This window comes from Listeria sp. MAN/IMW/UF464 (genome assembly GCF_058683955.1).
Genome location: NZ_JBZWZP010000001.1, coordinates 401937 through 426815 on the forward strand (window position 1 = coordinate 401937; position 24879 = coordinate 426815).

Annotated in this window: 21 protein-coding genes; 4 read left to right on the top strand and 17 right to left on the bottom strand. The window is 37.0% G+C overall.

The window, feature by feature from the left end:
• Positions 1–9 precede the first annotated feature (9 nt).
• On the top strand, positions 10–741 hold the full coding sequence (locus tag AC4PG0_RS02015; RefSeq protein WP_492167490.1) for a class I SAM-dependent methyltransferase: 732 nt from the start codon (positions 10–12) through the stop codon (positions 739–741).
• Between the two features lie 49 nt (positions 742–790).
• On the opposite strand, the gene AC4PG0_RS02020 is transcribed toward AC4PG0_RS02015, so the two are convergent.
• From AC4PG0_RS02020 to yneA, 4 genes are all read right to left on the bottom strand, one after another.
• On the bottom strand, positions 791–1030 hold the full coding sequence (locus tag AC4PG0_RS02020) for a YneF family protein (protein WP_003723442.1): 240 nt from the start codon (positions 1028–1030) through the stop codon (positions 791–793).
• Positions 1031–1252: 222 nt separating this feature from the next.
• Positions 1253–3247: a transketolase gene (tkt, locus tag AC4PG0_RS02025; RefSeq protein ID WP_010991490.1), complete on the bottom strand. Its 1995-nt coding sequence runs from the start codon at positions 3245–3247 to the stop codon at positions 1253–1255.
• Positions 3248–3393: 146 nt separating this feature from the next.
• A complete protein-coding gene (locus tag AC4PG0_RS02030) occupies positions 3394–3621 on the bottom strand; it encodes a DUF896 domain-containing protein (RefSeq protein WP_003771647.1) in 228 nt (75 codons plus the stop codon).
• A 92-nt stretch (positions 3622–3713) separates the two neighbouring features.
• Positions 3714–4043 carry a cell division suppressor protein YneA gene (yneA, locus tag AC4PG0_RS02035; protein WP_003762011.1) on the bottom strand — a complete coding sequence of 110 codons (330 nt, stop codon included), beginning with the start codon at positions 4041–4043 and terminating at the stop codon, positions 3714–3716.
• A gap of 157 nt (positions 4044–4200) precedes the next feature.
• Between yneA and lexA the strand changes: the two genes are divergently transcribed.
• Positions 4201–4815, top strand: coding sequence for a transcriptional repressor LexA (gene lexA, locus AC4PG0_RS02040; RefSeq protein ID WP_003762009.1), 615 nt, complete (start codon positions 4201–4203; stop codon positions 4813–4815).
• Between the two features lie 29 nt (positions 4816–4844).
• Positions 4845–5366, top strand: a complete 522-nt coding sequence (locus AC4PG0_RS02045) for a GNAT family N-acetyltransferase (protein WP_003771645.1) — start codon at positions 4845–4847, stop codon at positions 5364–5366.
• 33 nt (positions 5367–5399) lie between these two features.
• Here AC4PG0_RS02045 and AC4PG0_RS02050 read toward each other — a convergent pair whose 3' ends face one another.
• The 9 genes from AC4PG0_RS02050 to AC4PG0_RS02090 form a co-directional block, all read right to left on the bottom strand.
• Positions 5400–6695 (bottom strand): arsenic transporter, encoded by a 1296-nt coding sequence (locus tag AC4PG0_RS02050; protein WP_185625272.1) that lies wholly within the window; start codon positions 6693–6695, stop codon positions 5400–5402.
• A 142-nt stretch (positions 6696–6837) separates the two neighbouring features.
• Positions 6838–8172 (bottom strand): type I glutamate--ammonia ligase, encoded by a 1335-nt coding sequence (gene glnA / locus AC4PG0_RS02055; RefSeq protein ID WP_003762004.1) that lies wholly within the window; start codon positions 8170–8172, stop codon positions 6838–6840.
• A gap of 70 nt (positions 8173–8242) precedes the next feature.
• On the bottom strand, positions 8243–8611 hold the full coding sequence (locus tag AC4PG0_RS02060) for a MerR family transcriptional regulator (protein WP_003719570.1): 369 nt from the start codon (positions 8609–8611) through the stop codon (positions 8243–8245).
• Positions 8612–8813: 202 nt separating this feature from the next.
• Positions 8814–10040 (bottom strand): methionine gamma-lyase family protein, encoded by a 1227-nt coding sequence (locus tag AC4PG0_RS02065; protein WP_492167489.1) that lies wholly within the window; start codon positions 10038–10040, stop codon positions 8814–8816.
• On the bottom strand, positions 10033–11256 hold the full coding sequence (hflX, locus tag AC4PG0_RS02070) for a GTPase HflX (protein ID WP_003762000.1): 1224 nt from the start codon (positions 11254–11256) through the stop codon (positions 10033–10035). The genes AC4PG0_RS02065 and hflX overlap by 8 nt, the downstream gene beginning before the upstream one ends.
• 107 nt (positions 11257–11363) lie before the next feature.
• The gene (hfq, locus tag AC4PG0_RS02075; protein WP_003719566.1) at positions 11364–11597 is read right to left on the bottom strand and encodes an RNA chaperone Hfq; all 234 of its coding nucleotides are present in this window, start codon (positions 11595–11597) and stop codon (positions 11364–11366) included.
• Positions 11598–11718: 121 nt separating this feature from the next.
• Entirely contained in the window at positions 11719–12636 is a 918-nt protein-coding gene (gene miaA, locus AC4PG0_RS02080) for a tRNA (adenosine(37)-N6)-dimethylallyltransferase MiaA (protein ID WP_010990931.1), read from the bottom strand.
• A gap of 124 nt (positions 12637–12760) precedes the next feature.
• Positions 12761–14437 carry a glycerol-3-phosphate dehydrogenase/oxidase gene (locus tag AC4PG0_RS02085; protein ID WP_492167488.1) on the bottom strand — a complete coding sequence of 559 codons (1677 nt, stop codon included), beginning with the start codon at positions 14435–14437 and terminating at the stop codon, positions 12761–12763.
• A 223-nt stretch (positions 14438–14660) separates the two neighbouring features.
• Positions 14661–15368, bottom strand: coding sequence for a glycerophosphodiester phosphodiesterase (locus tag AC4PG0_RS02090; RefSeq protein WP_492167487.1), 708 nt, complete (start codon positions 15366–15368; stop codon positions 14661–14663).
• Between the two features lie 208 nt (positions 15369–15576).
• On the opposite strand from AC4PG0_RS02090, the gene AC4PG0_RS02095 reads away from it, so the two are divergent.
• Complete coding sequence (locus AC4PG0_RS02095; RefSeq protein WP_010990928.1) at positions 15577–17478, top strand: acyltransferase family protein; 1902 nt, start codon at positions 15577–15579, stop codon at positions 17476–17478.
• A 107-nt stretch (positions 17479–17585) separates the two neighbouring features.
• Here the strand turns inward: AC4PG0_RS02095 and AC4PG0_RS02100 are convergent, their stop codons facing one another.
• The 4 genes from AC4PG0_RS02100 to parE form a co-directional block, all read right to left on the bottom strand.
• Positions 17586–19448: a LapB repeat-containing protein gene (locus AC4PG0_RS02100; protein WP_492167486.1), complete on the bottom strand. Its 1863-nt coding sequence runs from the start codon at positions 19446–19448 to the stop codon at positions 17586–17588.
• 351 nt (positions 19449–19799) lie between these two features.
• Positions 19800–20267 (bottom strand): S-ribosylhomocysteine lyase, encoded by a 468-nt coding sequence (locus AC4PG0_RS02105; RefSeq protein ID WP_010990926.1) that lies wholly within the window; start codon positions 20265–20267, stop codon positions 19800–19802.
• A gap of 80 nt (positions 20268–20347) precedes the next feature.
• A complete protein-coding gene (parC, locus tag AC4PG0_RS02110) occupies positions 20348–22804 on the bottom strand; it encodes a DNA topoisomerase IV subunit A (protein WP_003771624.1) in 2457 nt (818 codons plus the stop codon).
• The gene (gene parE, locus AC4PG0_RS02115) at positions 22801–24768 is read right to left on the bottom strand and encodes a DNA topoisomerase IV subunit B (RefSeq protein WP_003771622.1); all 1968 of its coding nucleotides are present in this window, start codon (positions 24766–24768) and stop codon (positions 22801–22803) included. The genes parC and parE overlap by 4 nt, the downstream gene beginning before the upstream one ends.
• Between the last annotated feature and the right edge of the window lie 111 nt (positions 24769–24879).

The following is a 24879-nucleotide window of genomic DNA, read 5'->3' on the forward strand; positions in this document are numbered from 1 at the left end:
GAATTAAAATTGAAAGAAAATAAATACGATGACAAAGAATTTTTTGAACAATATAGTCAAATGCCTCGTTCTAAAAACGGACTTGCAGCAGCTGGAGAGTGGCATGAATTTAAAAAACTTCTCCCAGACTTTAATGGAAAGACAGTACTTGATTTAGGCTGCGGATTCGGTTGGCACTGTATTTATGCAGCCGACCATGGTGCGAAGAAAGTAGTTGGAATAGATTTATCTGAGCGCATGTTAACTGAAGCAAAACAAAAGACCACTTCAAATGCAGTTAATTATAAACAAAAAGCGATAGAAGATATGGATAATGAGCCAGAGATGTATGATGTTATTAGGAGTTCACTCGCTATTCATTATGTCGCTTCCTTTCAAGACATTTGTAAAAAAGTCCATACTAATTTAAAAACCGGTGGCGAGTTTATTTTCTCTGTCGAACATCCAGTTTTTACCGCGGATGGCAGACAAGATTGGTATACTGACGAAACTGGTAATAAGTTACACTGGCCAGTTGATCGCTATTTTAACGAATCGATTCGAACAACCCATTTCCTTGGCGAAGATGTAAAAAAATACCATCGCACCCTTACAACTTACATCCAGACACTCCTTCAAAATAATTTTGAGCTTAAAAGTGTTATTGAACCAGAACCAGCTCCAGAACTTAAAAATTTACCAGAAATGCAAGATGAATATCGTCGTCCAATGATGTTAATTATTTCGGCAACTAAAAAGTAATCAAAAACCCTTCTAAGTTATAATAGAAGGGTTTTACTTTGTTAAAAGATTATTTCTTTGCTTTTTTTGGTTTTTCTTTTTCTTGCTGTTTGTTCATCGCGCTCATCATTTGATTGATTTTCTTTTGTGATGGTTTTTGACCCATTTGCGCCATCATCATTTGTAACATTTGTTCGTTAATTGGCGGATTGTTTTTTAAATAGCTCATCATATAACGTCTTGCAATAAAGAATCCTCCCGCAAGACCAGCTAGTAAACAAATAATGCCGACAAGAATGTAAATCCACATAGTCTCTTTTCTCCTCCTTGAAACAAAATCCTCTTTTATTGTACTTGATTTATATTAAACAGACAATACTTTTCAAGAAAACTTATCATCTAGATCAATTTATCAATAAAAGCTGCAAACAACCTCGTAATTATACCATTAAAGGCACCCCTGCGCAATCTATAAAAGCATAAAAAAAAGACCGCCCTAGATAAATATACTAGACGCGGTCTGTTTGTTTAATTAAAGTGATTTTACTGTATTAACAACGTTTTCTACAGTAAAGCCATAATTTTTAATAACTGTTTCACCTGGAGCAGAAGCACCAAATTTGTCAATTCCAATCACTTTACCATCTAAACCAACATAACGTTCCCAACCAAAGCTAGCACCCATCTCTACTGCTACACGTTTTCTAACAGCATTTGGTAAGACGCTTTCTTTGTATTCTGCTGATTGTTTTGCAAATAGATCAAATGATGGCACGCTCACAACGGATACATCTGTTCCTTGAGCTTGAAGTTCTTTTTGCGCTTCAACAGCTAAATTAACTTCAGAACCACTTGCAAGAATAATTGCTTCTGGAACCTCACCTTTAGCTGGAGAGATAACATAAGCACCTTTTTTAACGCCTTCTGCAGATAATTTCGCAGAATTTGGTAAAGTTGGTAATCCTTGACGAGTAAGAACAAGCACATGTGGAGTATCTGTCGAAGTAATCGCTAGTTTCCAAGCCTCTACTACTTCATTTCCATCAGCAGGACGGATAACAGAAAGTCCTGGCATAGCACGTAAGCTTGCAAGTTGCTCGATTGGCTCATGGGTTGGACCATCTTCCCCAACAGCAATACTATCATGTGTCATTACGTATGTTACAGGTAAATGTTGGATTGCAGATAAACGAATCGCAGCACGTACATAGTCAGAGAATACAAAGAATGTACCTCCGTATACTTGTAGTCCGCCGTGTAGTGCCATACCGTTTAACGCTGCACCCATTGCAAATTCACGAACACCAAACCAGATATTTCTTTCTGCTGGTGTTTTTTTAGTGAATTCACCATCTGTTTTAATTGTTGTATTGTTAGAACCAGCAAGGTCTGCTGAACCACCAAAAATAGTAGGTATTTTCGCAGCTAATGCATTGATAACTTCACCACTTGAAGCACGGCTAGCAAGTGCTTTAGAATCGTCATATACTGGAAGATCTGCATCCCAATCAGCTGGTAACTTGTTATTTAAGCTATCTTCTAATTGTTTAGCAAGCTCTGGGTATTTCGCTTTATAAGAAGCAAATAATTCGTTCCATGCTGCTTCTGCTTTTTCACCGCGTTCTCCAATAGTTTCTTTAAAGCGAGTTGTAACTTCTTCAGGAACAAAGAATTTTTCTTCGTAGTTCCAACCATAAGCTTTTTTCGCTTCTAAAATACCTTCGTCACCTAGAGGAGCACCATGAACTTTACTAGTACCTGCATTAGGAGCACCAAAACCAATAACTGTTTTAACTTCAATCATTGTAGGTTGTGATGTATTTTGTTTTGCTTTTTCAATAGCAGCTAGGATTTCTGCTGTATCATTGCCATCTTTAACTAATAAATGTTCCCAACCATAAGCTTCAAAGCGTTGTTTTACATTTTCAGAGAAAGATTTGTCTAAATCGCCATCAAGAGAAATATCATTGGAATCGTATAAAACAACAAGTCTTCCAAGTTGTTGGTGACCTGCGTAAGAAGCCGCTTCAGAAGCAACACCTTCCATTAAGTCTCCATCTCCACATAGCGCATAAGTATAGTGATCCACAACTGGGAAACCATCTTTGTTATATTTTGCTTCAAGATGTCTTTCTGCCATAGCCATACCAACAGCCATCGCAATACCTTGACCAAGTGGACCAGTAGTTGCATCTACTCCATCAGTATAACGATATTCTGGGTGACCTGGAGTTTTACTTTCCCATTGACGGAAGTTTTTAAGGTCTTCTATTTCTAATTTGAAACCACTTAAATGTAATAAACTATATAAAAGCATTGAGCCGTGTCCAGCAGAAAGTACAAAACGATCACGGTTAAACCAATGTGAATTTTTAGGGTTTGTATTTAATACGCGAGACCAAAGTGCATAAGCCATTGGAGCCGCTCCCATTGGTAATCCCGGATGACCAGAATTTGCTTTTTGAATTGCATCAATTGATAATGTACGAATTGTATTTACTGCTAAACTATCTGTGTTATCGAACAAATGAAACATCCTCTCTTCAATATAATTTTAACTACTTTTAATAATAAGCCTAAAAAGCAATTAACACAACTAATAATTGCTTTAAATTGCTTAATTGATTGGTATTTTTGTTCATTTGCGCAAAAATGTTCATTTGGTACTAATTTTTACTTCTTATTTTTTCTCATTTGTTTTATTTTATGCGGTGTTACATCATTTCCTTTAGGGTCAATAATCGTAGTATTTTCGATTGTTCCCTTCATATGAGTGCGAAACGACTTAATATATTCTTTCCTTAATTTTTCTTGTTCTACTTTTTCATCAGCAGTTAGAGTCCCTGCTTTTTTCTTTTTAGAAAGTTCATTGATTCTATCTATTTTAGCTTTTTCTAGCATCACACTTCATCCTTTTCTTCATTATATTAAAATAAGAAAGTAGCTAAATCGCTACTTTCTTTATTATATCATAAACGACACTAAAATCGTTTCTACTGGTTTGCTAATTGAATAGTACTATCGCTTCTTTGTAACTTTGTTTCGTGTACTGGTATAACTACAGAATCCCCAGCTTTCACATGTCCATCTGTAAGGTTATTTTCTTTTTCAACCCAAGATACAAAATCTGCTTTTGCCATATCGCTCTTCGCTGCATATTGGTCTGCAAGTGCCCAAATAGAATCCCCTTCATTTACATCTACCTCAGAATACTCACTGCCACTCCCAATAACAGTGCACATCAATATAATTCCTAGAACTAAACAAGTTATTACAAATATAATAGAAACATAAAATTTATCCCAAATTAATTTTAAAGTCATTAATAATCCCTCCAAAAAAGAATGTACGTTCGCTTTTCTATATTATAGAACAGCCGTTCGCATATGTCAATAAAAAAACGAACCTTTGTTTGCATATTGGATTTTCTTTTGCTATACTTGATTTATAAAATAACCATTAAATCAATGAGGTGAAACCATGAAAATATCTAAACGTCAACAAGATATATATGAATTTATAAAATCAGAAGTAAAAGAAAAGGGTTATCCACCTTCCGTACGTGAAATCGGTGAAGCTGTTGGTTTAGCATCTAGCTCCACAGTCCATGGCCATCTTGCTCGACTTGAAGGTAAAGGACTAATTAGACGTGACCCTACGAAACCTCGTGCTATTGAAATTTTGTCTTTAGAAGATGAAGCAGAGACGCCGAATGTAGTCAATATCCCAATCATCGGTAAAGTTACTGCCGGAATGCCTATTACAGCGATTGAGAATATAGAAGAGTATTTCCCACTCCCTGAATATATGGCTGCAGGAGAAACCAATGTCTTCATGCTTGAAATCGACGGAGAAAGTATGATAAATGCCGGGATTTTAGATGGAGATAAAGTAATTGTTCGACAACAAAGTTCAGCAATTAATGGTGAAATTGTCGTAGCGATGACCGACGAAAACGAGGCGACTTGTAAACGTTTCTATAAAGAAGCGAATCATTTTAGATTACAACCAGAAAATGATGCACTAGAACCAATTATCTTAAATAACGTTACTATTTTAGGCAAAGTTATTGGCCTTTATAGAGATATTCACTAAAAGCTATATTTTGTTAGGCGGTTTTTATATTGATTTATTTTGAAACAGATAGACTAATTGCAAGAGATTATGTAGCAAGTGATTATGTTCCCTTTAGCGAAATGAACGGTGACAAAGTCGTAATGAAGTACTTTCCATCTACACTTTCAAAAGAAGAAAGTAATGCTTTTTTAGAAAGAAATCAACAAGAATTAACGGCACTTGGCTACGGACTTTTTGCCATTGAAGAAAAATCTACCGGCGAATTTATTGGTTTTACCGGTTTTCATGAAGCAACTTTTGAAGCTGCGTTCACCCCTTGTATCGAAATTGGCTGGCGCTTAAAGAAAAGTGTATGGAACCAAGGTTATGCAACCGAAGCCGCACTAGGAGCTCTCGATTTCGCCAAACAGAAAACAACTATTGATGAAATTTACAGTTTCACCGCTATGTTAAATAAGCCATCAGAACAAGTAATGAAAAAAATCCATTTTACAAAAGTAGCTACATTTATGCATCCTGCTTTAGCGGACGGACATCCTTTAAAGCCACATATTCTTTATAAAGCATAGGAAAAACCCTGTACAATTTTGTACAGGGTTTTCTTAGCTCCAAATAAGGAGTGAAATATAAAGTCCGACGAGTGTAATAAACAATACTGGAATAGTAATCACAATACCTATTTTAAAATATGATCCCCAGCTTATTTTTATACCCTTTTGAGCTAATACATGTAACCATAGTAACGTTGCAAGCGAACCGATTGGCGTTATTTTAGGCCCTAAGTCAGATCCGATAACATTTGCATAGACTAACGCTTCTTTCATCACTCCTGTAAATGAAGTATGATCGATTGCAAGTGCATTAATCATTACAGTTGGTAAATTATTCATTACAGACGACAATATCGCGGCAATAAAGCCCATCCCAATCGTACCTACGAAAAGCCCATAATGAGCAATATATGAAATAGCCTCTGCTAATAATTTAGTAATGCCAGCGTTTTGCAAACCGTATACGACGACATACATCCCAACCGAGAAAAACACAATATTCCACGGCGCCCCTTTTAAAATCTTCCTTGTAGAAACAGCATGACTCTTTCCACCAACTAGCAAAAAGATAAACGCTACAAGTAAAGCGATAAATGACACTGGAATGTCCAAAAAGCTACTTAAGAAATATCCAATCACAAGAATGATAAGTATTCCCCATGAAATCCGAAACATTTTTTTATCTTTAAGCGCAGAAGCCGGCTCACGAATTCCACTAATTTCATAAGTTCTAGGTAACGCTTTTCTAAAATAAATATAAAGAACAATAATACTCGCAACCAACGAAAAAAGCGTCGGAATCAACATCATTAATGCGTACTTTGAAAAACTAATGCCGAAAAAGTCAGCCGAAACAATATTCACTAAATTACTTACAACAAGTGGTAAAGACGTCGTATCAGCAATAAATCCACTGGCAATGATAAAGGGAAACACCTTTTTCTCATCAAAATTAAGCGCACGCACCATCGCCAAAACAATTGGAGTTAAAATCAAAGCTGCCCCATCATTCGCAAAAAGAGCTGCCACTAGTGCTCCCAAAATAGAAATAAGTACAAACATGAGTAATCCGTTCCCTCTTGCTAACCTTGCCATATGTAACGCTGCCCATTCGAAAAAACCAATCTCATCTAATATAAGTGAAATAATAATAATTGCAATAAAAGCGAGTGTTGCATTCCAAACGATGCCTGTTACAGTTACAACATCTGTTAAAGTGACAACGCCAAGTAATAATGCGAGTAATGCTCCAATACAAGCGGACCATCCAATCGACAAGTTTCTAGGTTGCCAAATAACAAATATAAGCGTTAAGGCAAAAACTAAAACAGCTAAAGTAATCTGCATACCTGCCCCTTTCCCTAGCAAATATTAATCCCTTTTGCTAACACATTTATAAATATATGCCTCAATCACCAAAACATCAAACATTTGATTTTCAATTGCATAAAAAAAGCTCGCTCCCAAGTCGGAAACGAGCTTTTTAATATTAATAAATTTCAAGATATTGTTCACGTTCCCACGGATGAACCGCTGTACGGAACATATCACATTCAATTGTTTTCGCTTCAATGAAATGTTCGAAAATATGTTCACCTAAGCCATCACGGATGATGTCATCTTTTTCAAGCTCGATTAAAGCATGACCTAAGCTTTCTGGTAAATCATAAATTCCTGTTGCTTCACGTTCCTCTTCGTTCATGCCGTAAATGTTACGGTCAACTGGAGCTGGAGGAGTTAGCTCATCTTTAATGCCGGACAAACCAGCTTTTAGAAGTACAGCCATTGCTAAATATGGATTAGCGGATGGATCCACACTACGTAATTCAAGACGAGTACTTAATCCGCGAGAACTAGGAACACGTACTAGTGGGCTACGGTTTTTACCTGACCATGCAATGTAACATGGTGCTTCGTATCCAGGAACTAAACGCTTGAACGAATTAATTGTCGGGTTAGTAACAGCTGTAAATCCACGAGCGTGTTTTAACATACCCGCTAAGAAATGATAAGCTGTTTTGCTTAATTCAAGTTCGCCTTCTTTATCAAAGAACGCATTACCTTCTTCTGTAAATAAGGACATATTGAAATGCATTCCTGAACCATTTACACCAAATAGTGGTTTCGGCATAAATGTAGCATGTAAACCGTGTTTGCGAGCAATTGTTTTAACTACTAACTTAAATGTTTGGATGCTATCACACGCAGTAATTGCATCTTCATATTTAAAGTCAATTTCATGTTGACCTGGAGCTACTTCATGGTGAGAAGCTTCAATTTCAAAGCCCATTTCTTCTAATTCAAGTACAATGTCACGACGACAGTTTTCGCCTAAATCAGTTGGTGCTAAATCGAAGTAACCACCGCTATCATTTAATTCAAGTGTTGGGCGACGATTTTCATCTAGTTTGAATAGGAAGAATTCTGGTTCTGGTCCTAAGTTGAATTCAGTGAAACCTAGCTCTTCCATTTCTTTAAGTACACGTTTTAAGTTGGCACGTGGATCTCCTGCAAATGGTGTCATATCAGGATTATAAATGTCGCAAATCATTCTTGCTACTTTCCCTTTTTCAGCTGTCCAAGGGAATACTACCCATGTGTCTAAGTCCGGGAATAAATACATGTCGGACTCTTCAATTCTTACAAAACCTTCTATGGAGGAACCATCAAACATAATCTTGTTATCTAGTGCTTTCTTTAGTTGGCTAACAGGAATTTCCACATTCTTTATTATCCCGAGAATATCCGTGAACTGTAAACGAATAAATTTTACATTTTGTTCATCTGCAAAGCGGAAAATGTCTTCTTTTGTATATTTTGCCATAATCTAAATTCCTCCTAAATAATCTTTTTATATTAACTTCTAAATAAAGTAAATACCTCTTCTAATCTTTTTAAAACCTTGGTAATTGTTGTTTTCCTGTGGCATCTTGTTTTACAAAGCGGCCGGCTTGTTGCATTTCTTTTCTAAGTATTTTGCGTACATCATCATCTGTCAAAGGTTCTTTTGATTCTTTTTGCTGCATTTGATACATTTTCTTAATTCCCGCAATATTCAGACCATCATTCAAATAATCTTTTATCTCTAGCAAAACATCAATGTCTTGAAGTGAGTACAAACGGTGATTTCCTTGATTGCGTGCTGGATGGATTAATCCTTGGTCTTCATAGTAGCGAATTTGTCTAGCGGTGAGATCGGTTAGCTTCATCACAGGCCCAATTGGAAACAGCGGCATCGATCTCCGGATTTCCTTTTCACTCACGACAATTCCCCCTCAAAACATAATTATTTTTTGATGATAGTAGCATTATAATGTACGTCAGATGTTTTGTCAAATTTATGTAAGATTATCTAACATTACTCACAAACCCATATATATCAACATTTTCACAACAAAAAAAAACACGATAGAAACTACCGTGGTAAAAAAATAAAAACTTTTTTTGAAAATGGATGTTACTTTTTTATAAAGAATTTTCTATTGCTCTAGTGACAGCAATTTTAACGTGTTCGTATGTTAAACCGCCTTGGACGTATAGTTGATAAGGTTCTCTAATCGGTCCGTCCGCTGTAAGTTCAAGGCTAGCTCCTTGAATAAATGTACCCGCTGCCATTATCACGTCATCTTCGTAGCCCGGCATATATGCGCCGATTGGCAAAACATGTGCATTAACTGGGGAGGCAGCTTGGATTGCTTGAGCAAAAGCAATCATTTTATCTTTGCTGTGGAAAGATACACTCTGGATTAAGTCAGTTCTTTTGGCATCCCAAAGCGGATCTGCTTCTACGCCGAATTCAGCTAACATAGCAGCAGTAAAACGAGCTCCCTTAATTGCTTGAGCAGTTACATGTGGTGCTAAGAAGAATCCTTGATACATTTCTAATAAGCTATAAAGAGATGCGCCCGCTTCTCTTCCTATCCCAGGAGTCGTCAACCGGTAGCCGCATAAATCGACTAAGGTATTTCTTCCAGCAATATAACCACCAGTTTTTGCCAAACCTCCACCCGGGTTTTTTATGAGCGATCCTGCAATAATATCTGCGCCTACTTCGGTCGGTTCTATTCGTTCCACAAATTCCCCGTAACAATTATCTACAAAAACAATGATATTGGGGTTGATGTTCTTTACAAAAGTAACCATTTCTTTTATTTTCTCTATTGTAAAAGAAGGTCGATCTGCATAGCCTCTAGAACGCTGAATACCAATCATTTTTGTGTTAGCGGATATTTTTTTAGATACTGCCGGAAAATCTATTTCGCCAATTGTTAGTAGCGGTACTGCATCGTAGCCAATTTGAAAGTCTTTAAGCGAGCCTTGACCTTCGCTTCTAATACCCACGATTTCTTCTAACGTATCATATGGCTCACCAGTTATATATAATAACTCATCCCCTGGGCGCAAGATTCCGAATAGAACGGTAGAAATTGCATGCGTACCAGAAATAATTTGCGGTCTAACGAGAGCCGCTTCTGTTTTAAATACGCTTGCATACACGCGTTCTAACGTATCTCTCCCTTCGTCATCATAACCGTAACCAGTCGATGGATTAAAATGAAAATCACTTACTTTATTTTCCTGGAAAGCATCAAGCACTTTTGCTTGGTTAAATTCGGCAATTTCATCAGTTTCGTTTTGTAATGAAGCAATTTGTTGTTCGACTTTTTTTCTTATTGTTTGAATTTCAGTCATTAGTAGTTTCCTTTCTAGGTCGATAACCCTCGATTCGGTAACATGCTTTTTCTTCCATATATTCAAGCTTTGTTATCCATGCTTGTTGTTTCAGTTGCGCTAATTCCTTACCTTTTTCTTCTGATAAATCTACTGTAAAGAAAGTCCAGTTTTTCTCAATTAGTTCAATCATTCGTTGTTTTATTTCTTTAGGAGCATCTTGATCTAATGCTGAAATAAGTAGGTGCTCTGGTCGATCAGGTACGAATGTAGACGGTGCTTTGTCCATTTTATTATAGACAATTAATGTTGGAAGGTGACTCATCTCAAGCTCTTCTAGCAAGTTTATTACAGTCGTTTCATGCTGTAAGTAATCTGGGTCAGAGGCATCCACTACATGAATTAAAACATCAACATTTGCGGTTTCCTCCAACGTAGAACGAAATGCTGCGATCAAAGTTGTTGGCAAGTCTTGAATAAAACCTACTGTATCTGTTAAAAGTGCTTGAAACCCGCCTTCAAATCGAATTTTTCTTGTGGTTGGATCGAGTGTTGCAAATAATTTATCCTCTTCAAGTGTCGTCTCATTTGTTAGACGGTTGAAAATGGTTGATTTTCCCGCATTCGTATAACCGATTAAACCAAAACGAAATACGGATTGGGTGTTTCTTCTATCAATAATACGCTTGCGATGTCGCTCGACGTGTGTTAATTGTGCTTTTATATCATGCATTTTTTCGCGGATATGACGTTTATCCATTTCTAGTTTTGACTCACCTGGACCTCTTGAACCAATTCCGCCCCCTAATTTCGAAAGCGAGGCACCTTGTCCACTAAGTCTAGGTAGTAAATATTTGTACTGAGCATAGGCGACTTGTAGTTTACCTTCTTTAGACTTAGCTCGCATCGCAAAAATATCTAAAATCAATTGTGTGCGGTCAATAATTCGTGCATCCACTATTTTAGAAATATTGCGCACTTGTGTAGCACTAAGTTCACTATTAAAAATAACGACATCCGCTTCATGCATTTCCACTAACTCTGAAAGTTCCATCAGCTTACCTGAACCTATGAAGGACGTCTGACTCACGCGTTCTAATTTTTGAATCAACTCATCCATAACTTCCCCGTTCGCCGTTTTAGCAAGGCTATGGAGTTCGCTCATGGAGTTCCAAAAAGCTTCTTCTGTTTTATTTGGCAATATGACGCCTACAAGTATTATTTTCTCCCGTTCCACAAGTACATCTCCCTTTTTCAGACAAAACTAATCGTAGCATACTTTTGGTATAAAAAAAAGGCATGAAACATCGCCAAAACGAGTTTCTTGCCTTTTAAAGGAATTGCTTATTCCGCATCAGGATTCAAAGCGACATTCTTTTGCGGGGAGAAAGTTGAAATTGCGTGTTTAAATACAAGTTGTTGTTTTCCTTCGACATCTAGTAGTACGGTAAAATTGTCAAAACTTACAACGCGTCCTCTTAACTGAAAGCCATTTGTTAAAAATACTGTTGCAAGAATTTTTTCCTTACGCAATTGATTTAAGTAATAGTCCTGTAACCCTTGTCCACCTTGTTTCATAATTTCCCTCTCCAATCTCTATCTTATACTAAAAAATTCCCAAACCCCAATGTAGTTTCATTGTGCAATTGGTTGGCTAATTTCAAATACCCTTTATTTCTTACTACCAAACAGAAAAGTGTTATTTAGATGCTAAAAAGGTCTTCACTTTTTCCATTGCTTCAGTGTCAGTTGTGCTAACACCCGCTTGAATCCAGTCAATATCCATTCTATTTCTAAACCACGTTAACTGTCTTTTCGCGAAATGACGCGAGTTTTTTTGAATTAATTCTTTTGCTTCTTCAAGCGAACTATTTCCATCAAAATAAGTAAATAATTCTTTATAACCGATGCCTCGTATGGCTGGAACATCGACTAAATGTTCATCATATAGCTTCGATGCTTCTGAAACTAGTCCTTCTTCAAACATTAGCTCTACGCGCCTATTGATTCGTTCATAAAGTAACTCCCTGTCTAAATCAAGTCCTAGAAAAAGAGGTTGATATGCTTCGTTTAACGTATGATGAACTTGATATTCAGAAAAAGGTTTTCCAGTCAAATGTATCACTTCTAGAGCCCTTATGACACGCCTTTTATTATTTTCATGAATAAGTTCTGCGCTTTTTGGATCAAGTTGATCTAACATTTGCCATAAAGTCGTTTTGTCCAATTGATCTAGTTCTCTTCGGTAAGCCTTATCTTCACTTGCATTTCCAAAACCATAATCATAAAAAACAGACTGAATATATAGTCCTGTTCCACCAACTATTATTGGAAGTTTTCCTCTATTATGTATGGATTCAATTAAGCCCCTTGTTTCTGCTTGGAATTTTGCTGCTGTAAAAGGAACAGCTGGGTCAGTTACATCAATTAGATAATGTTTTATCCCATCCATTTCTTCTGGTGTGATTTTTGCGGTACCAATATCTAATCCACGATATACTTGCATAGAGTCGCCGCTAATGATTTCTCCATCAAAATTCTTCGCTAAGGTAATACTAAGACTTGTTTTACCGACAGCAGTTGGGCCAACGATGACGATAACAGGAATCTTACTCAAAAAAAAACCTCCTTTTCGCCTGTAATCAATGTACCATGAAAATGGTTTCTTGAAAATAGCGAAAATGATTTTTTTCATAAAAAAAGCGCAAATCTGGAAGAAATGCGCTCTTTTTATAATTCTTTTATCTATCATGCCAGTCTGCTGGTTCTCTGGCATCATTAATTTGGATATTTAATTCTTCTATATAATTTTGTTTTACATCGTCGCTCCAGTGGAATTGTTTGGCCATTTCATCTACAACAGCATCTTTCCATTCAAGTAAATATGGCATATCAAACAGCAAGTAACCGGTACGGCGTAATAAGAAATCAATCGGCGTTGTTACAGCTTCATGTTGAATCGAATAGCGAAGTTCTGCATAAAGGCTATTTGGTAGAGTAGTTTCATTTTGGTCTTTGTGTTCTTGCGCGTAGGTAAATAATTGATCAATATTACTACCAAACCGTTTAGCAATTTCGCGACCTTCTTCTAGTGTCCAACCGAAACGATTATTTCCTTCTTTCGCTTTTTTCGAAAGGAATGCTTCTAATTGTTCTGAACCACCAATGTCTCCACCTGAGATAGGTAAATGTTTTGTTTGAACTGGTTTATATTTTTTACCAGTTTCTTTGGACAATGTTTTGGATACATCGTCTAGTAATTTTTCAGCCATTTTGCGGTAGCCTGTTAATTTACCACCAGCCATTGTGATTAAGCCACTTTCAGAGAACCAAACTTCATCTTTTCGAGAAATTTCAGAAGGATCTTTTCCTTCTTCGTAAATAAGCGGACGTACGCCAGCCCAGCTTGATTCAATGTCTTTTTCGCTAATATGCACATCTGGGAACATATAGTTGATCGCTTTAATAACATAATTATGGTCAGATTCGAGTGCTTTTGGATTAATTACTGCTTCATCATAAACTGTATCCGTTGTACCAACATACACTTTTTTATCACGAGGGATAGCAAAAACCATTCGACCATCTGGTGTATCGAAATAAACCGCTTGTTCCATTGGGAATTTTTGTTTATCGATAACTAAATGAATACCTTTTGTTAAGCGAAGATGTTTATTATTTGTAGCATAGTCGAGTTTTCTGACTTTATCTACCCATGGTCCAGCAGCATTAATTACGCGATGTCCTTTAATATCGTAAGCTTTGCCAGTTAGACGGTCTGTTACAGTCACGCCAACCACTTGTTTTTTATCATCATATAAGAAGTGTTCTGCTTTTGTATAATTAATTGCGTTTGCGCCAAGTTCAACGGCTTTTTTCATTACTTCAATCGTTAATCTGGCATCATCGGTCCGGTATTCTACATAGTAACCAGAGCCTTTTAAGCCATCTTTTTTAACAAATGGGTTTTTCGCTAATGTTTCTTTGGCGCTTAAGATCTTGCGGCGTTCATTTTTCTTTACGCCTGCTAAATAGTCATATAAACGAATACCAAAGGAAGCTGTTGTTTTACCCATATTTCCGCCTTTATGGAATGGCAACATCATCCATTCTGGAGTCGTAACGTGTGGACCATTTTCATAAACGATAGCGCGTTCTTTCCCAAGGTCTGCTACTTCTTTAATTTCAAATTGTTGTAGGTAACGTAAGCCACCGTGGACTAATTTCGTGGAGCGACTTGAAGTTCCGCTTGCGAAGTCACCCATTTCTACTAGCGCCACACTCATACCTCTGGAAGTCGCATCTAATGCAATTCCTGCTCCAGTAATACCACCGCCAACAATGACTAAATCGAATTTTTCTTCTTGTAAATTTCTTTCAATGGTTTCTCTATCAAAAGCTGAGAATAATTGTACCATTTTGTTTGCCCCCTTCAAATTGTTTACGTCTGATTTATGCCTTCTTGCTACTTTTCCACTATTCCAATGAACTGAAACGCTTTAAGTTATAAAAAAACAAAAAAAGAGACTGCAAATGAAGGCGATTGCGCTCGCCTTTTGCAGTCTCTCCGAATCTCAGACAATTTAATTATTAACTTACTTCGATTATAGCTTGTAATCTTTTAGAATGAAAGTGTTTTGCTCAGCGACTTGTTTTACTCTCTTTAATTGCTACAGCTCTTTCCGGAAAATCAGTCATAATTCCTTTTGCATGAATATCTATAAAATGAGATATTTCTGCTTCTTTATTCACTGTCCAAAAACGCGCTGGAATTTGTTGGAGAATTGGGTTGTTTTCCGCTTTTATTGGCGGATGAACCGCATCTAACTGAATTTTTTCATGTAGGGGAAGCACCTTGTCTAAATTGCCATGTGTGATAAGCGCTAACCTTGCTCCACTATCTAGTTCTCTAAGGCGAATCAGGGTATCAGGATTAAAAGAAGAATACATCCGCTCAACATTCGGAAACTGACTCGCTAATTCTAAAACTTTTCTCTCAATTCCTTCATATTCAAAGACGTCTGTTTTTAATTCAATATTGAGGCTTACTCCCGTGTGATTCACTAATTTAAATACTTCTTCTAAAGTAGGCACGCGAACTTTTCTAAAAAAGTGTTTGGCGGTATATAATTTTTTCACCTCAAGCAATGTAAAATCTTTTAAAAATCCAGTCCCATTAGTAGTTCTATCCACACGTTCGTCATGCATTACGATTAATTCTCCAGATTTTAGTACATGTATGTCTAATTCTATTCCATCAGCACCTGTTTCTATAGCTTTTTTCATAGCCGGCAATGTGTTTTCAGGATGTGTGCCACTACTTCCTCTATGAGCATAAATCTCTGTCAAATCGCTTCCCCCCAAACTATTTACTTATAATTACTATAACAAAAATAAGTAAATATACTCAAATTTTTAAAATCCATGTATAATTTCAGCTTTTTAAATTACTTCTTGATTTATCTATGGTATTATAGTATGGAGCTAAAAACAGATGGCTTTACTATCTCTGTCTAAGTTTACACACACATATTTATCACAAATAGGAGATGTTAATTTGAAAAGGACTACTCGCTACAGTAGAAAATATGTTCCGAGTATTGATGGACTTCGAGCACTCGCTGTTATCGCTGTAATTGCCTACCATCTGAACTTCAGTTGGGCTAAAGGTGGATTCATCGGCGTCGACATATTTTTCGTCTTATCTGGTTATTTAATTACGAATATTTTGTTAACACAATGGGAAAAAAATCAATCACTGCAGTTAAAGCAATTTTGGCTCAGACGTTTTCGACGACTGATTCCAGCTGTCTACGTGATGATTGTAGTAGTTGTGATTTATTCCGTGTTTTTCCATCCTGAAATTTTAAAAAACTTACGTGGTGACGCCATTGCTTCATTCTTTTATGTAAGTAATTGGTGGTTTATTTTCCATAATGTATCTTATTTCGATTCATTTGGACTTCCATCACCGTTAAAAAACTTATGGTCTCTTGCAATAGAAGAACAATTTTATATGGTTTGGCCTTTGTTTTTACTTGTATTCCTCAAGTGGGTTAAAAATCCTAAATTACTTTTAAAAATCGTTGTAGGATTAGGCCTTCTTTCTGCGATTTTAATGACTGTCTTATATGTCCCGGGAACTGATCCGAGTCGAGTTTATTATGGAACAGATACAAGAGCATTTGATTTACTAGCTGGTTGTGCACTCGCTTTTGTTTGGCCTTTCAACCGACTTAGCCCAGTTGTACCGAAGAAAAGTAAAGCTGCTCTTAATATTGCTGGAACAATTAGTATTCTTTTCTTCCTATTATTTACAGCGTTTGTTAGTGAATACCAACCATTTTTATACCGCGGTGGTTTGCTGTTAGTTGCTATTCTTGGCGTTATCATGATTGCAACTATCTCCCACCCAGCCTCTTATTTAAGCAGAATTTTTAGTTTTAAACCGCTTAGATGGATTGGGACACGTTCCTATGGTATTTATTTATGGCACTATCCAATTATTACTTTGACTACACCTGTTTTAGAAATCACGCAGCCCAATATTTGGCGCGCTATCTTGCAAGTTGCCGCAACATTTATTATCGCTGAATTATCGTTTCGTTTCATTGAAACACCTATTCGCAAAAACGGCTTCATTAATTATTTCAAAGGATTCAAAGATAAAAATTATTTTGTCTTGAAAAATAAACCGGTTGGCAAATGGCTTAGTATTGCTGGCCTTGTAGCTGTTTTAGCAGTGTTTGCGCTTGGGATGACAAATGTTCTTTCTGTAAATACTAACGCTGAAAAACAACAAACATCCGTTAAAACAACAACATCCACAAAAGATACTGAGAAAGAAACCAAAAAAGAAGCAGAAGAGAAAGAGAAAGAAAAAGAAAAAACAACAACGGATACAGAGAAAAAGAAAGAACCTGAAACAAATAAAGCTGCGGGACAAAATGATCCGACCCAACCAGATAATAAAGATAAAGCTGCAACCCCAACCCCTACGATTACTCAAACAGTAGCTATTGGTGATTCGGTAATGCTTGACATCGAGCCATACTTAAAAGAAGCAGTTCCTAATGTGACAATTGATGGTCTAGTTGGTCGACAATTGCGCGATGCTATAAATACTGCAACTGGTTATAAGAAGTTTAATAGCGAAAACAGCTCAGTAATATTAGAACTCGGCACAAACGGTCCTTTTACTGAAGATCAACTGAATACACTATTAGACCAATTCGATAAAGCAACAATTTATCTAGTCAACACACGAGTCCCTAGAGGATGGCAAAATGAAGTAAACAAGAGCATTGCTAACGCAGCCTCACGTCCAAACGTGACTGTCGTTGATTGGTATTCAAGGTCAAGTGGCCAGTCGCAATACTTCGCTCCTGATGGTGTTCATTTAACTAAATCTGGTGCTCAAGCCTATGTCGCGATGTTAACAAGTGTAATGAAAAAATAGTAAGCTGCCCTAATACGGGCAGCTTTTTTGTTTACTATATTTAAACCTTGTATATTGATAGCCAAAAAAACTACCCGCCACTATTTTGAGCGAGTAGTTTTTTGTTATTATTTTTTACGAGCAATTAGAACGCCTAATCCTAAAACTAAGAATCCTACTGCTACTCCAGTTACAGGTAAAGAATCACCTGTTTTTGGTAAACTTGCTTTGCTGGCTGTTACTAATGTTGAGTTACCAGAGTTAGCTTTTTTACTAGCTTTCGGAGTAGAAGAACTTGAATCTTCTGATGTTGAATTAGCTGGATCAGTTGAGTCCATTGAACCCGTTGAGTCAATGGATGTTCCAGGATCTTCTGCTGGCGCTGGATCGTTTGATGGATCAGGGTCAGATGCAGGGTCTGGTGTTGGTGTTGGATCTGGTGACGGTGTTGGATCCGGTGTCGGCGTTGGATCTGGTGCTGGCGCCGGTGTTGGATCTACAACTTTAACAGTAACTTTTAATGGTGTTGCTTTTTGTTTCGCTGTTCCTGCATTTAGTGTAACTGTATATTCACCAGCTGTTGTTAAATCAACAACTGTATCAAAGTCTGTCGTAATCGCAGCACTATTGTTCGTTACAGCATTAATATCCGCTAAAAAATCAGCTTCTGTTTTTGCGTCATTCATATTGTAACTAACTTCTGTTTCTGCGGTAATCACTGTTTGTTCTACGATAGTAACGGTTACTTGTACTGGATCAGCCGTTAAACCAGCTGAATTAGAAGCATTTAAAGTAACTGTATAAGTTCCTGGTGTAGAGAAATCTACTTTATCTGCAAAGTCGCTTGTAATTGTTCCACCATTGGCACTTGCATTAATATCTTTTAAGAATTGTTCTGGTGTTACGGTTTGTCCTTGCGTATAAGATACATTATCATCTGCTTCAATACTTACAGAATGATCGACGTCATATAATCCACCAGAAAGAATATTTGTTACATTATATGTTCCATTAGCTAAATTTGGTGGCGTTGCGATGTTATTTCCATCGAACATAGCGACTATATATAACATTTCCATGCCATCATAATTTTCTTTGGAAAAATTCTTTAGTGTAACACCTTCTTGTGAAATAGTAGTTTTATCATCCGTAAATTCATAACCAGAATCTATTTCAATCATTAAATTAGCAGGATTTGTATCGTAGGGTAAAATGGTTCCATCGTAGTTATAAATTGTTTGTTTTTCCAAAATTTTAAATGGTATAAATAGTGTTTGTTCTGCTTCATTAAATGTTAGCTCACTACTTTTAAGACTCTTGCTTGCTTCATCTTCAAATCTTTGATAAGTACCATTAAAATTTTCTAATTTCGGAAAATCTGCAATCCCTCTGAAATCGTCAATTTGGCAGCCCATAACTACTAAATCGGTTAAATTGGGAAGGCTTTTTAATGAACTTATATTAGTTATTTGCTTATTATAACCTATATTAAGGGTTTTTAAATTGGGAAGCGCGTTAATTTTAGGAAGTAACGAATTATCAAAATTTGATTCGTATAAATATAAATGTTCTAAATTAGTCATACTATTTAGATTAGGAATTTTATCAGAAGTAATATTAGAACCTGTGATAGTTAAATTATTAAGTTTAGGAAGTTTTGTTACTACGTCATAGGAAGCATTTATACCACGGAATGATATTCTAGTAATATTCTTTGCATACTCTAACCCAGTTAGGTCAGTAATACCTGAACTTAATGAAACATTATCTAGCCTACTCATTTCATCTTCTGTAATATCAGCAGTAGCTGGTTTCGACATATGAGAATTTAATTGTTTTTTTAGTTCTGGATCTGGAATATTTACTACATCTTGACTTGCTTGTAATCCTTGTTCTTCTGCGGCAAAACTAGGTAAAGAAACTTGAGATAGTGGTACCATAACCATGACACTACAAATCCCGACTTTCATAATTTTAGATTTAATCGACATACGCTGTTGTTCCTCTCTGTACTTAGATTAATTACAAATGTAATCGTCTAAAACGGCTGTCTGCTCGTCTTAACAATGTAAATTATAGTCCGGTATAGACCAAATACCAATGGACAAATTGTGAACATTCCACGATATATTAATCATATAATTAAAAAAGAACTATTCTAATCAAGAGGAATGGCTTAATAATGAGCTTTGGAAGAGTATTTTATTGAGTAGTAAACGAATCATAAAATATGGCGAAAATGTGACTTTTTGATGGAATACGCTTTCAAAAAAACAAGTATATGCCGCGAAAGGTCTCTACTAAGAAAAAAACTCCCTATTCACATAGAGAGATTTTTCCGTTTATTCACCAAAGACATTTTTCCATTCGCTTCGTTTCGCTAAGAATTCTTCTGCAAGCTCTTTGGCACCTTCTAAACTATGACTCGCTGCCCAACCGCATTGTACTTCATTGCATGCTGGAACCGAATCTGCGGCTAATACATCCGTTAAAGTAGTAGCTAAAATTTCTAAAGCGTCATCATAATCATTATGGTTGATAAATGACATATAAAAACCAGTCTGACAGCCCATTGGACTAATATCGACTAATTTATCAGTATGGTTTCTGGCAAGTTCAGCCATCAAGTGTTCTAGAGAGTGCAGTGCAGGCATTTCCATATGTTCTTTATTCGGTTGCTTAAAGCGAACATCATACTTATAAATCTCATCCCCATGCACACCAACTTTTGTTCCAGCAAGTCTAACAAAAGGCGCTTTTACTTTGGTGTGATCTAAATTAAAACTTTCTACGTTCATTTTTTCTGCCATCATTGTACCCTCCTTTTATTCTTAGTTATTATATCAAAAAAAAGAATCCTTGCATATTTTCTATGCGAGGATTCTTACTTTTATTCGTCTTTAGCGTCGGTTGTATCTTTTATTTCTGGTATATCTAGCCAGATAGAAGTTGGTTCACCTTCCATCGTTTCATCTAATACGAAAGAGCCATTAGAATAACGATCCGTTACACGAAGGTTCGCTACATCTATTTCTACAATTTGTTCTCTGTTAGTTTCAATAAACAAGTGGTCTTTACTATCAGCAAGCGTCAGACCGATGAAACGATGCGGATTACTTTTCAGTTCGCGAAGCATTAGTAAGCCGCGTTTTGCTCTTGAAATTGGTTCAAATTCACTTGCTTTCATTTGTTTCAAGGAGCCGCGTTGTGTGGCTAATAAGATATGTTTGTTATCATTCGGTGTAAGGACTACTCCGCCTATAACCACGTCACCTTGTTTCAGATTGATTGCTTTAACACCCGCAGTTCTAGCGCCTGATTCAGGAATTTCAGCGATTGGATAACGTAATCCGTAGCCATTCCTAGTAGCTAGAAAAATATCTTCAGTGCCATCAATTAAATATACATTCAAAAGTTCATCTTCTTTTAACTTAATGGCCATCATTGATTTAGAATAACGCTGCGGTTTGTAATTAGTAATAGCCGATTGCTTTGTCATACCATTTTTGGTGACAAATAAGAATCGTTTTTGTTCTGTAAAGGAATCGATAGCGATAACAGAGCGTATTTCTTCTCCAGCAGATAAATCACTAGCTAAGTGACTAACGTGATCGCCAAGGTTTTTCCAGCGAATATCAGGTAATTCGTGTACTGGTCGATAAATGAAATTCCCTTTATTTGTAAATAATAATAACGAATCAAGAGAATTCATTTTTTGAATGAAGATCGCGTGGTCTGCTTCCTTCATTGCTAACTCTGCACCATTTGAAGCCGCATAAGAACGCTGACTTGTGCGTTTAACATAGCCTTCTTTGGTTACAGAAACAATCACATCTTCATTAGCCACAAGTACTTCTGTGTCAATTTTGATTTCTGTAATTTCAGCTTGTACTTCTGTTCGACGAGCGGTTTTGTATTTTTTCTTAATATCAACTAATTCCGATTTTAAGACTGCAACAAGTTCTGCTTCGTCTCCAAGGATTTTTTCTAAAACACTAATTTGTTCTGCAAGTTCTTTTGCTTCACTTTGAAGTTCGTGAATATCTGTATTAGTTAAACGATAAAGTTGCAAGGATACAATTGCTTCAGCTTGTTTTTCACTGAAATCGTATGTTGTTTGCAGGTTTAATTTCGCATCACGTTTATCTTTAGAACCACGAATTAATTTAATCACTTCATCCAAAATAGAAAGAGCTTTGATTAAGCCTTCTAAAATATGTTGGCGAGCGCGTGCTTTTCGAATATCATATTCTGAACGTTTAGTAATAATTTCTTTTTGGTGTTCGATATAAGCATCAAGCATTGGGATAATTCCCATTAATTCCGGACGCTTATTATGAATTGCAACCATATTAAAATTATAACTTACTTGTAAATCTGTATTTTTAAAGAGGTAATTCAGTACGCCTTCCGCATTTGCATCTTTTTTAAGTTCTACGGCAATGCGCAGTCCGGTGCGGTCAGTTTCATCGCGCACTTCAGAAATTCCTTCGATTTTTTTCTCAATACGAAGTTCGTCCATTCGCTTAACTAAATTGGCTTTATTCACTTCATACGGAATTTCATGAATGGTAATTTGCTTCCTACCACCGCGAATATCTTCAATCTCTGTTTTAGAACGAACGACTACACGCCCTTTTCCTGTTTCATAAGCTTTACGAATCCCGTCAATCCCTTGAATAATTCCACCAGTTGGGAAATCGGGTCCTTTGACAATTTTCATAATATCTTCTGTTGTCGAAAATGGCTTATCAAGACGTTTAATTACAGCTTCAATAATTTCAGTTAAATTGTGTGGCGGGATGTCGGTTGCGTATCCGGCCGAAATACCAGTTGAGCCATTTACCAAAAGGTTAGGAAAACGCGCTGGTAAAACAGTTGGCTCACTGGATGTATCATCAAAGTTTGGGATAAAATCAACTGTTTCTTTTTCAATATCACGTAATAGTTCAGCTGATATTGGAGAAAGACGTGCTTCGGTATAACGCATTGCAGCTGGTGGATCACCGTCAACACTACCGTTATTTCCGTGCATTTCGATAAGCATATTGCGTACTTTCCAGTCTTGACTCATCCGTACCATCGCTTCATAAACGGAAGAATCACCATGCGGATGGTAATTACCGATAACGTTTCCGACTGTTTTAGCAGATTTACGGAAACCTTTTTCAGCAGTATTTCCTTCGACATTCATTGCAAATAAAATCCGGCGTTGTACGGGTTTTAGACCGTCTCGCACGTCTGGAAGCGCACGTTCTTGAATAATATATTTACTATATCTACCAAAACGGTCGCCCATAACTTCTTCAAGTGCTAAGTCTTGGATATGTTGTTCTGGATTACTCAAATGTCTTTCGCCTCCTCAACCATCATGTTTTCATTTTCTAAAATGTTTTGATTATCTTCCATAGAAAACTCCACATGTTTTTCAATCCACTGACGTCTTGGTTCTACTTTGTCGCCCATCAGTGTTGCTACGCGTCGTTCTGCGCGTGCGGAATCATCCACGCGCACACGAATTAACGTACGTGTATCTGGGTTCATTGTTGTTTCCCAAAGTTGGTCTGCATTCATTTCCCCAAGACCTTTGTAACGTTGAATCATATAGCCTTTACCGATTTTTTGAATAGCTGCATCTAATTCTTCGTCTGTCCAGGCATATTCAATCACTTCTTTTTTACCAGAACCACGGCTTACTTTGTAAAGTGGTGGTAAGGCAATAAAGACTTTTCCTGCTTCAACGAGAGGTCGCATATAACGGTAGAAAAATGTTAATAATAGTACTTGAATGTGAGCACCATCCGTATCAGCATCGGTCATGATAACTACTTTGTCATAGTTACAGTCCTCTACATCAAACTCAGTACCAACTCCGGCACCAACTGTATGAATAATGGTACTAATTTCTTCGTTTTTTAGAATATCTTGTAATTTTGCTTTTTCAGTATTAATTACTTTTCCTCGAAGTGGCAAAATTGCTTGGAAACGGCGGTCACGACCTTGTTTGGCAGATCCACCGGCCGAGTCTCCTTCGACAAGATACAGTTCATTTTTGTTAGGATTTCTTGATTGTGCTGGTGTCAATTTTCCAGAAAGAAGTGTTTCTGAACGTTTCTTTTTCTTGCCATTACGTGTTTCTTCACGGGCTTTTCTGGCTGCTTCTCTTGCTTCTCTTGCTTTAACTGCCTTTTTAACTAGAAGAGAGCTTGTTTCTGGGTTTTCAGCAAGGAAGTAAGCTAAATGTTCCGCCACAACTGCATCAACTGCTTGACGCGCTTCCTGTGTCCCTAGCTTCTCTTTTGTTTGACCTTCAAATTGAAGAATTTTTTCTGGTACGCGAATAGAAAGTACAGCGGATAAGCCTTCGCGAATATCGCTACCTTCAAGATTTTTATCTTTTTCTTTGAGTAAGTTTACCCGACGAGCGTAGTCATTGAAAATACGTGTCATCGCAGCTTTCATTCCAGACTCATGCGAACCTGCTCCACGAGTTCGAACGTTATTAACAAAACTCAAGATATTTTCAGAGTAGCCATCATTGAATTGGAACGCCATTTCTACTTCAATGGTCGCATTTTCTCCTTCAAAACTGACTACTGGGTGAAGTACATCTTTTCCTTCATTAATATATTCAACAAAGTTCTTCACACCTTCTTCAAAGTGGAAAGACTCTGCCATTCCAACACGTTCGTCGACTAATTGAATTAGCATGCCTTTAAGAAGAAATGCTGATTCTCTTAAACGTTCGGATAATGTTTCATAATTAAAGGAAGTTGTTGGAAAAATGGCTGGATCTGGTTTAAAGCGAATCGTAGTACCAGTGGCTTTAGATTTGCCGATTTTTTTAAGTGTTCCATCTGGTTTCCCGCCATCTTTAAATTTTTGCTGGTATGTTGCGCCGTCACGATTGATTGTAACAACTAGCCATTCAGAAAGTGCATTTACAACAGAAGACCCTACGCCGTGAAGTCCTCCACTTGTTTTATAGCCACCTTCTTGGCCAAACTTACCGCCAGCATGAAGAACGGTCAAAATAACTTCTACCGTAGATTTACCAGTTTTATGCATTCCAACTGGCATTCCGCGGCCTTCATCGCTAACACTAACGCTACCATCATCATGAAGCGTCACAACTATCTTTTTACCAAATCCTGCAAGGGTCTCATCGACCGAGTTATCTACTATCTCATATACTAAATGGTGCAGCCCGCGTACATCAGTTGAACCAATATACATCGCTGGGCGTTTCCGGACCGCTTCCAGTCCTTCAAGCACCTGAATAGAATCATCATTATACTCATTCCGATTCATATTTCAAAACTCCCTTCATTCCATCAATCTGCAACTTTACGTTGTTCTTCGCTTAAAACCACCTTATCAGAATAGCATTAACCAGCTAATTAATAAAGTGATAGTTTGGTG

What these genes read in the sequence shown, in the direction of transcription:
- AC4PG0_RS02020 (WP_003723442.1), bottom strand. Translation starts at nt 1,030, where the DNA reads ATGTGGATTTACATTCTTGTCGGCATTATTTGTTTACTAGCTGGTCTT.
- AC4PG0_RS02030 (WP_003771647.1), bottom strand. Translation starts at nt 3,621, where the DNA reads ATGCTAGAAAAAGCTAAAATAGATAGAATCAATGAACTTTCTAAAAAG.
- yneA (WP_003762011.1), bottom strand. Translation starts at nt 4,043, where the DNA reads ATGACTTTAAAATTAATTTGGGATAAATTTTATGTTTCTATTATATTT.
- lexA (WP_003762009.1), top strand. Translation starts at nt 4,201, where the DNA reads ATGAAAATATCTAAACGTCAACAAGATATATATGAATTTATAAAATCA.
- AC4PG0_RS02050 (WP_185625272.1), bottom strand. Translation starts at nt 6,695, where the DNA reads ATGCAGATTACTTTAGCTGTTTTAGTTTTTGCCTTAACGCTTATATTT.
- glnA (WP_003762004.1), bottom strand. Translation starts at nt 8,172, where the DNA reads ATGGCAAAATATACAAAAGAAGACATTTTCCGCTTTGCAGATGAACAA.
- AC4PG0_RS02065 (WP_492167489.1), bottom strand. Translation starts at nt 10,040, where the DNA reads ATGACTGAAATTCAAACAATAAGAAAAAAAGTCGAACAACAAATTGCT.
- hfq (WP_003719566.1), bottom strand. Translation starts at nt 11,597, where the DNA reads ATGAAACAAGGTGGACAAGGGTTACAGGACTATTACTTAAATCAATTG.
- AC4PG0_RS02085 (WP_492167488.1), bottom strand. Translation starts at nt 14,437, where the DNA reads ATGGTACAATTATTCTCAGCTTTTGATAGAGAAACCATTGAAAGAAAT.
- AC4PG0_RS02100 (WP_492167486.1), bottom strand. Translation starts at nt 19,448, where the DNA reads ATGTCGATTAAATCTAAAATTATGAAAGTCGGGATTTGTAGTGTCATG.
- AC4PG0_RS02105 (WP_010990926.1), bottom strand. Translation starts at nt 20,267, where the DNA reads ATGGCAGAAAAAATGAACGTAGAAAGTTTTAATTTAGATCACACCAAA.
- parE (WP_003771622.1), bottom strand. Translation starts at nt 24,768, where the DNA reads ATGAATCGGAATGAGTATAATGATGATTCTATTCAGGTGCTTGAAGGA.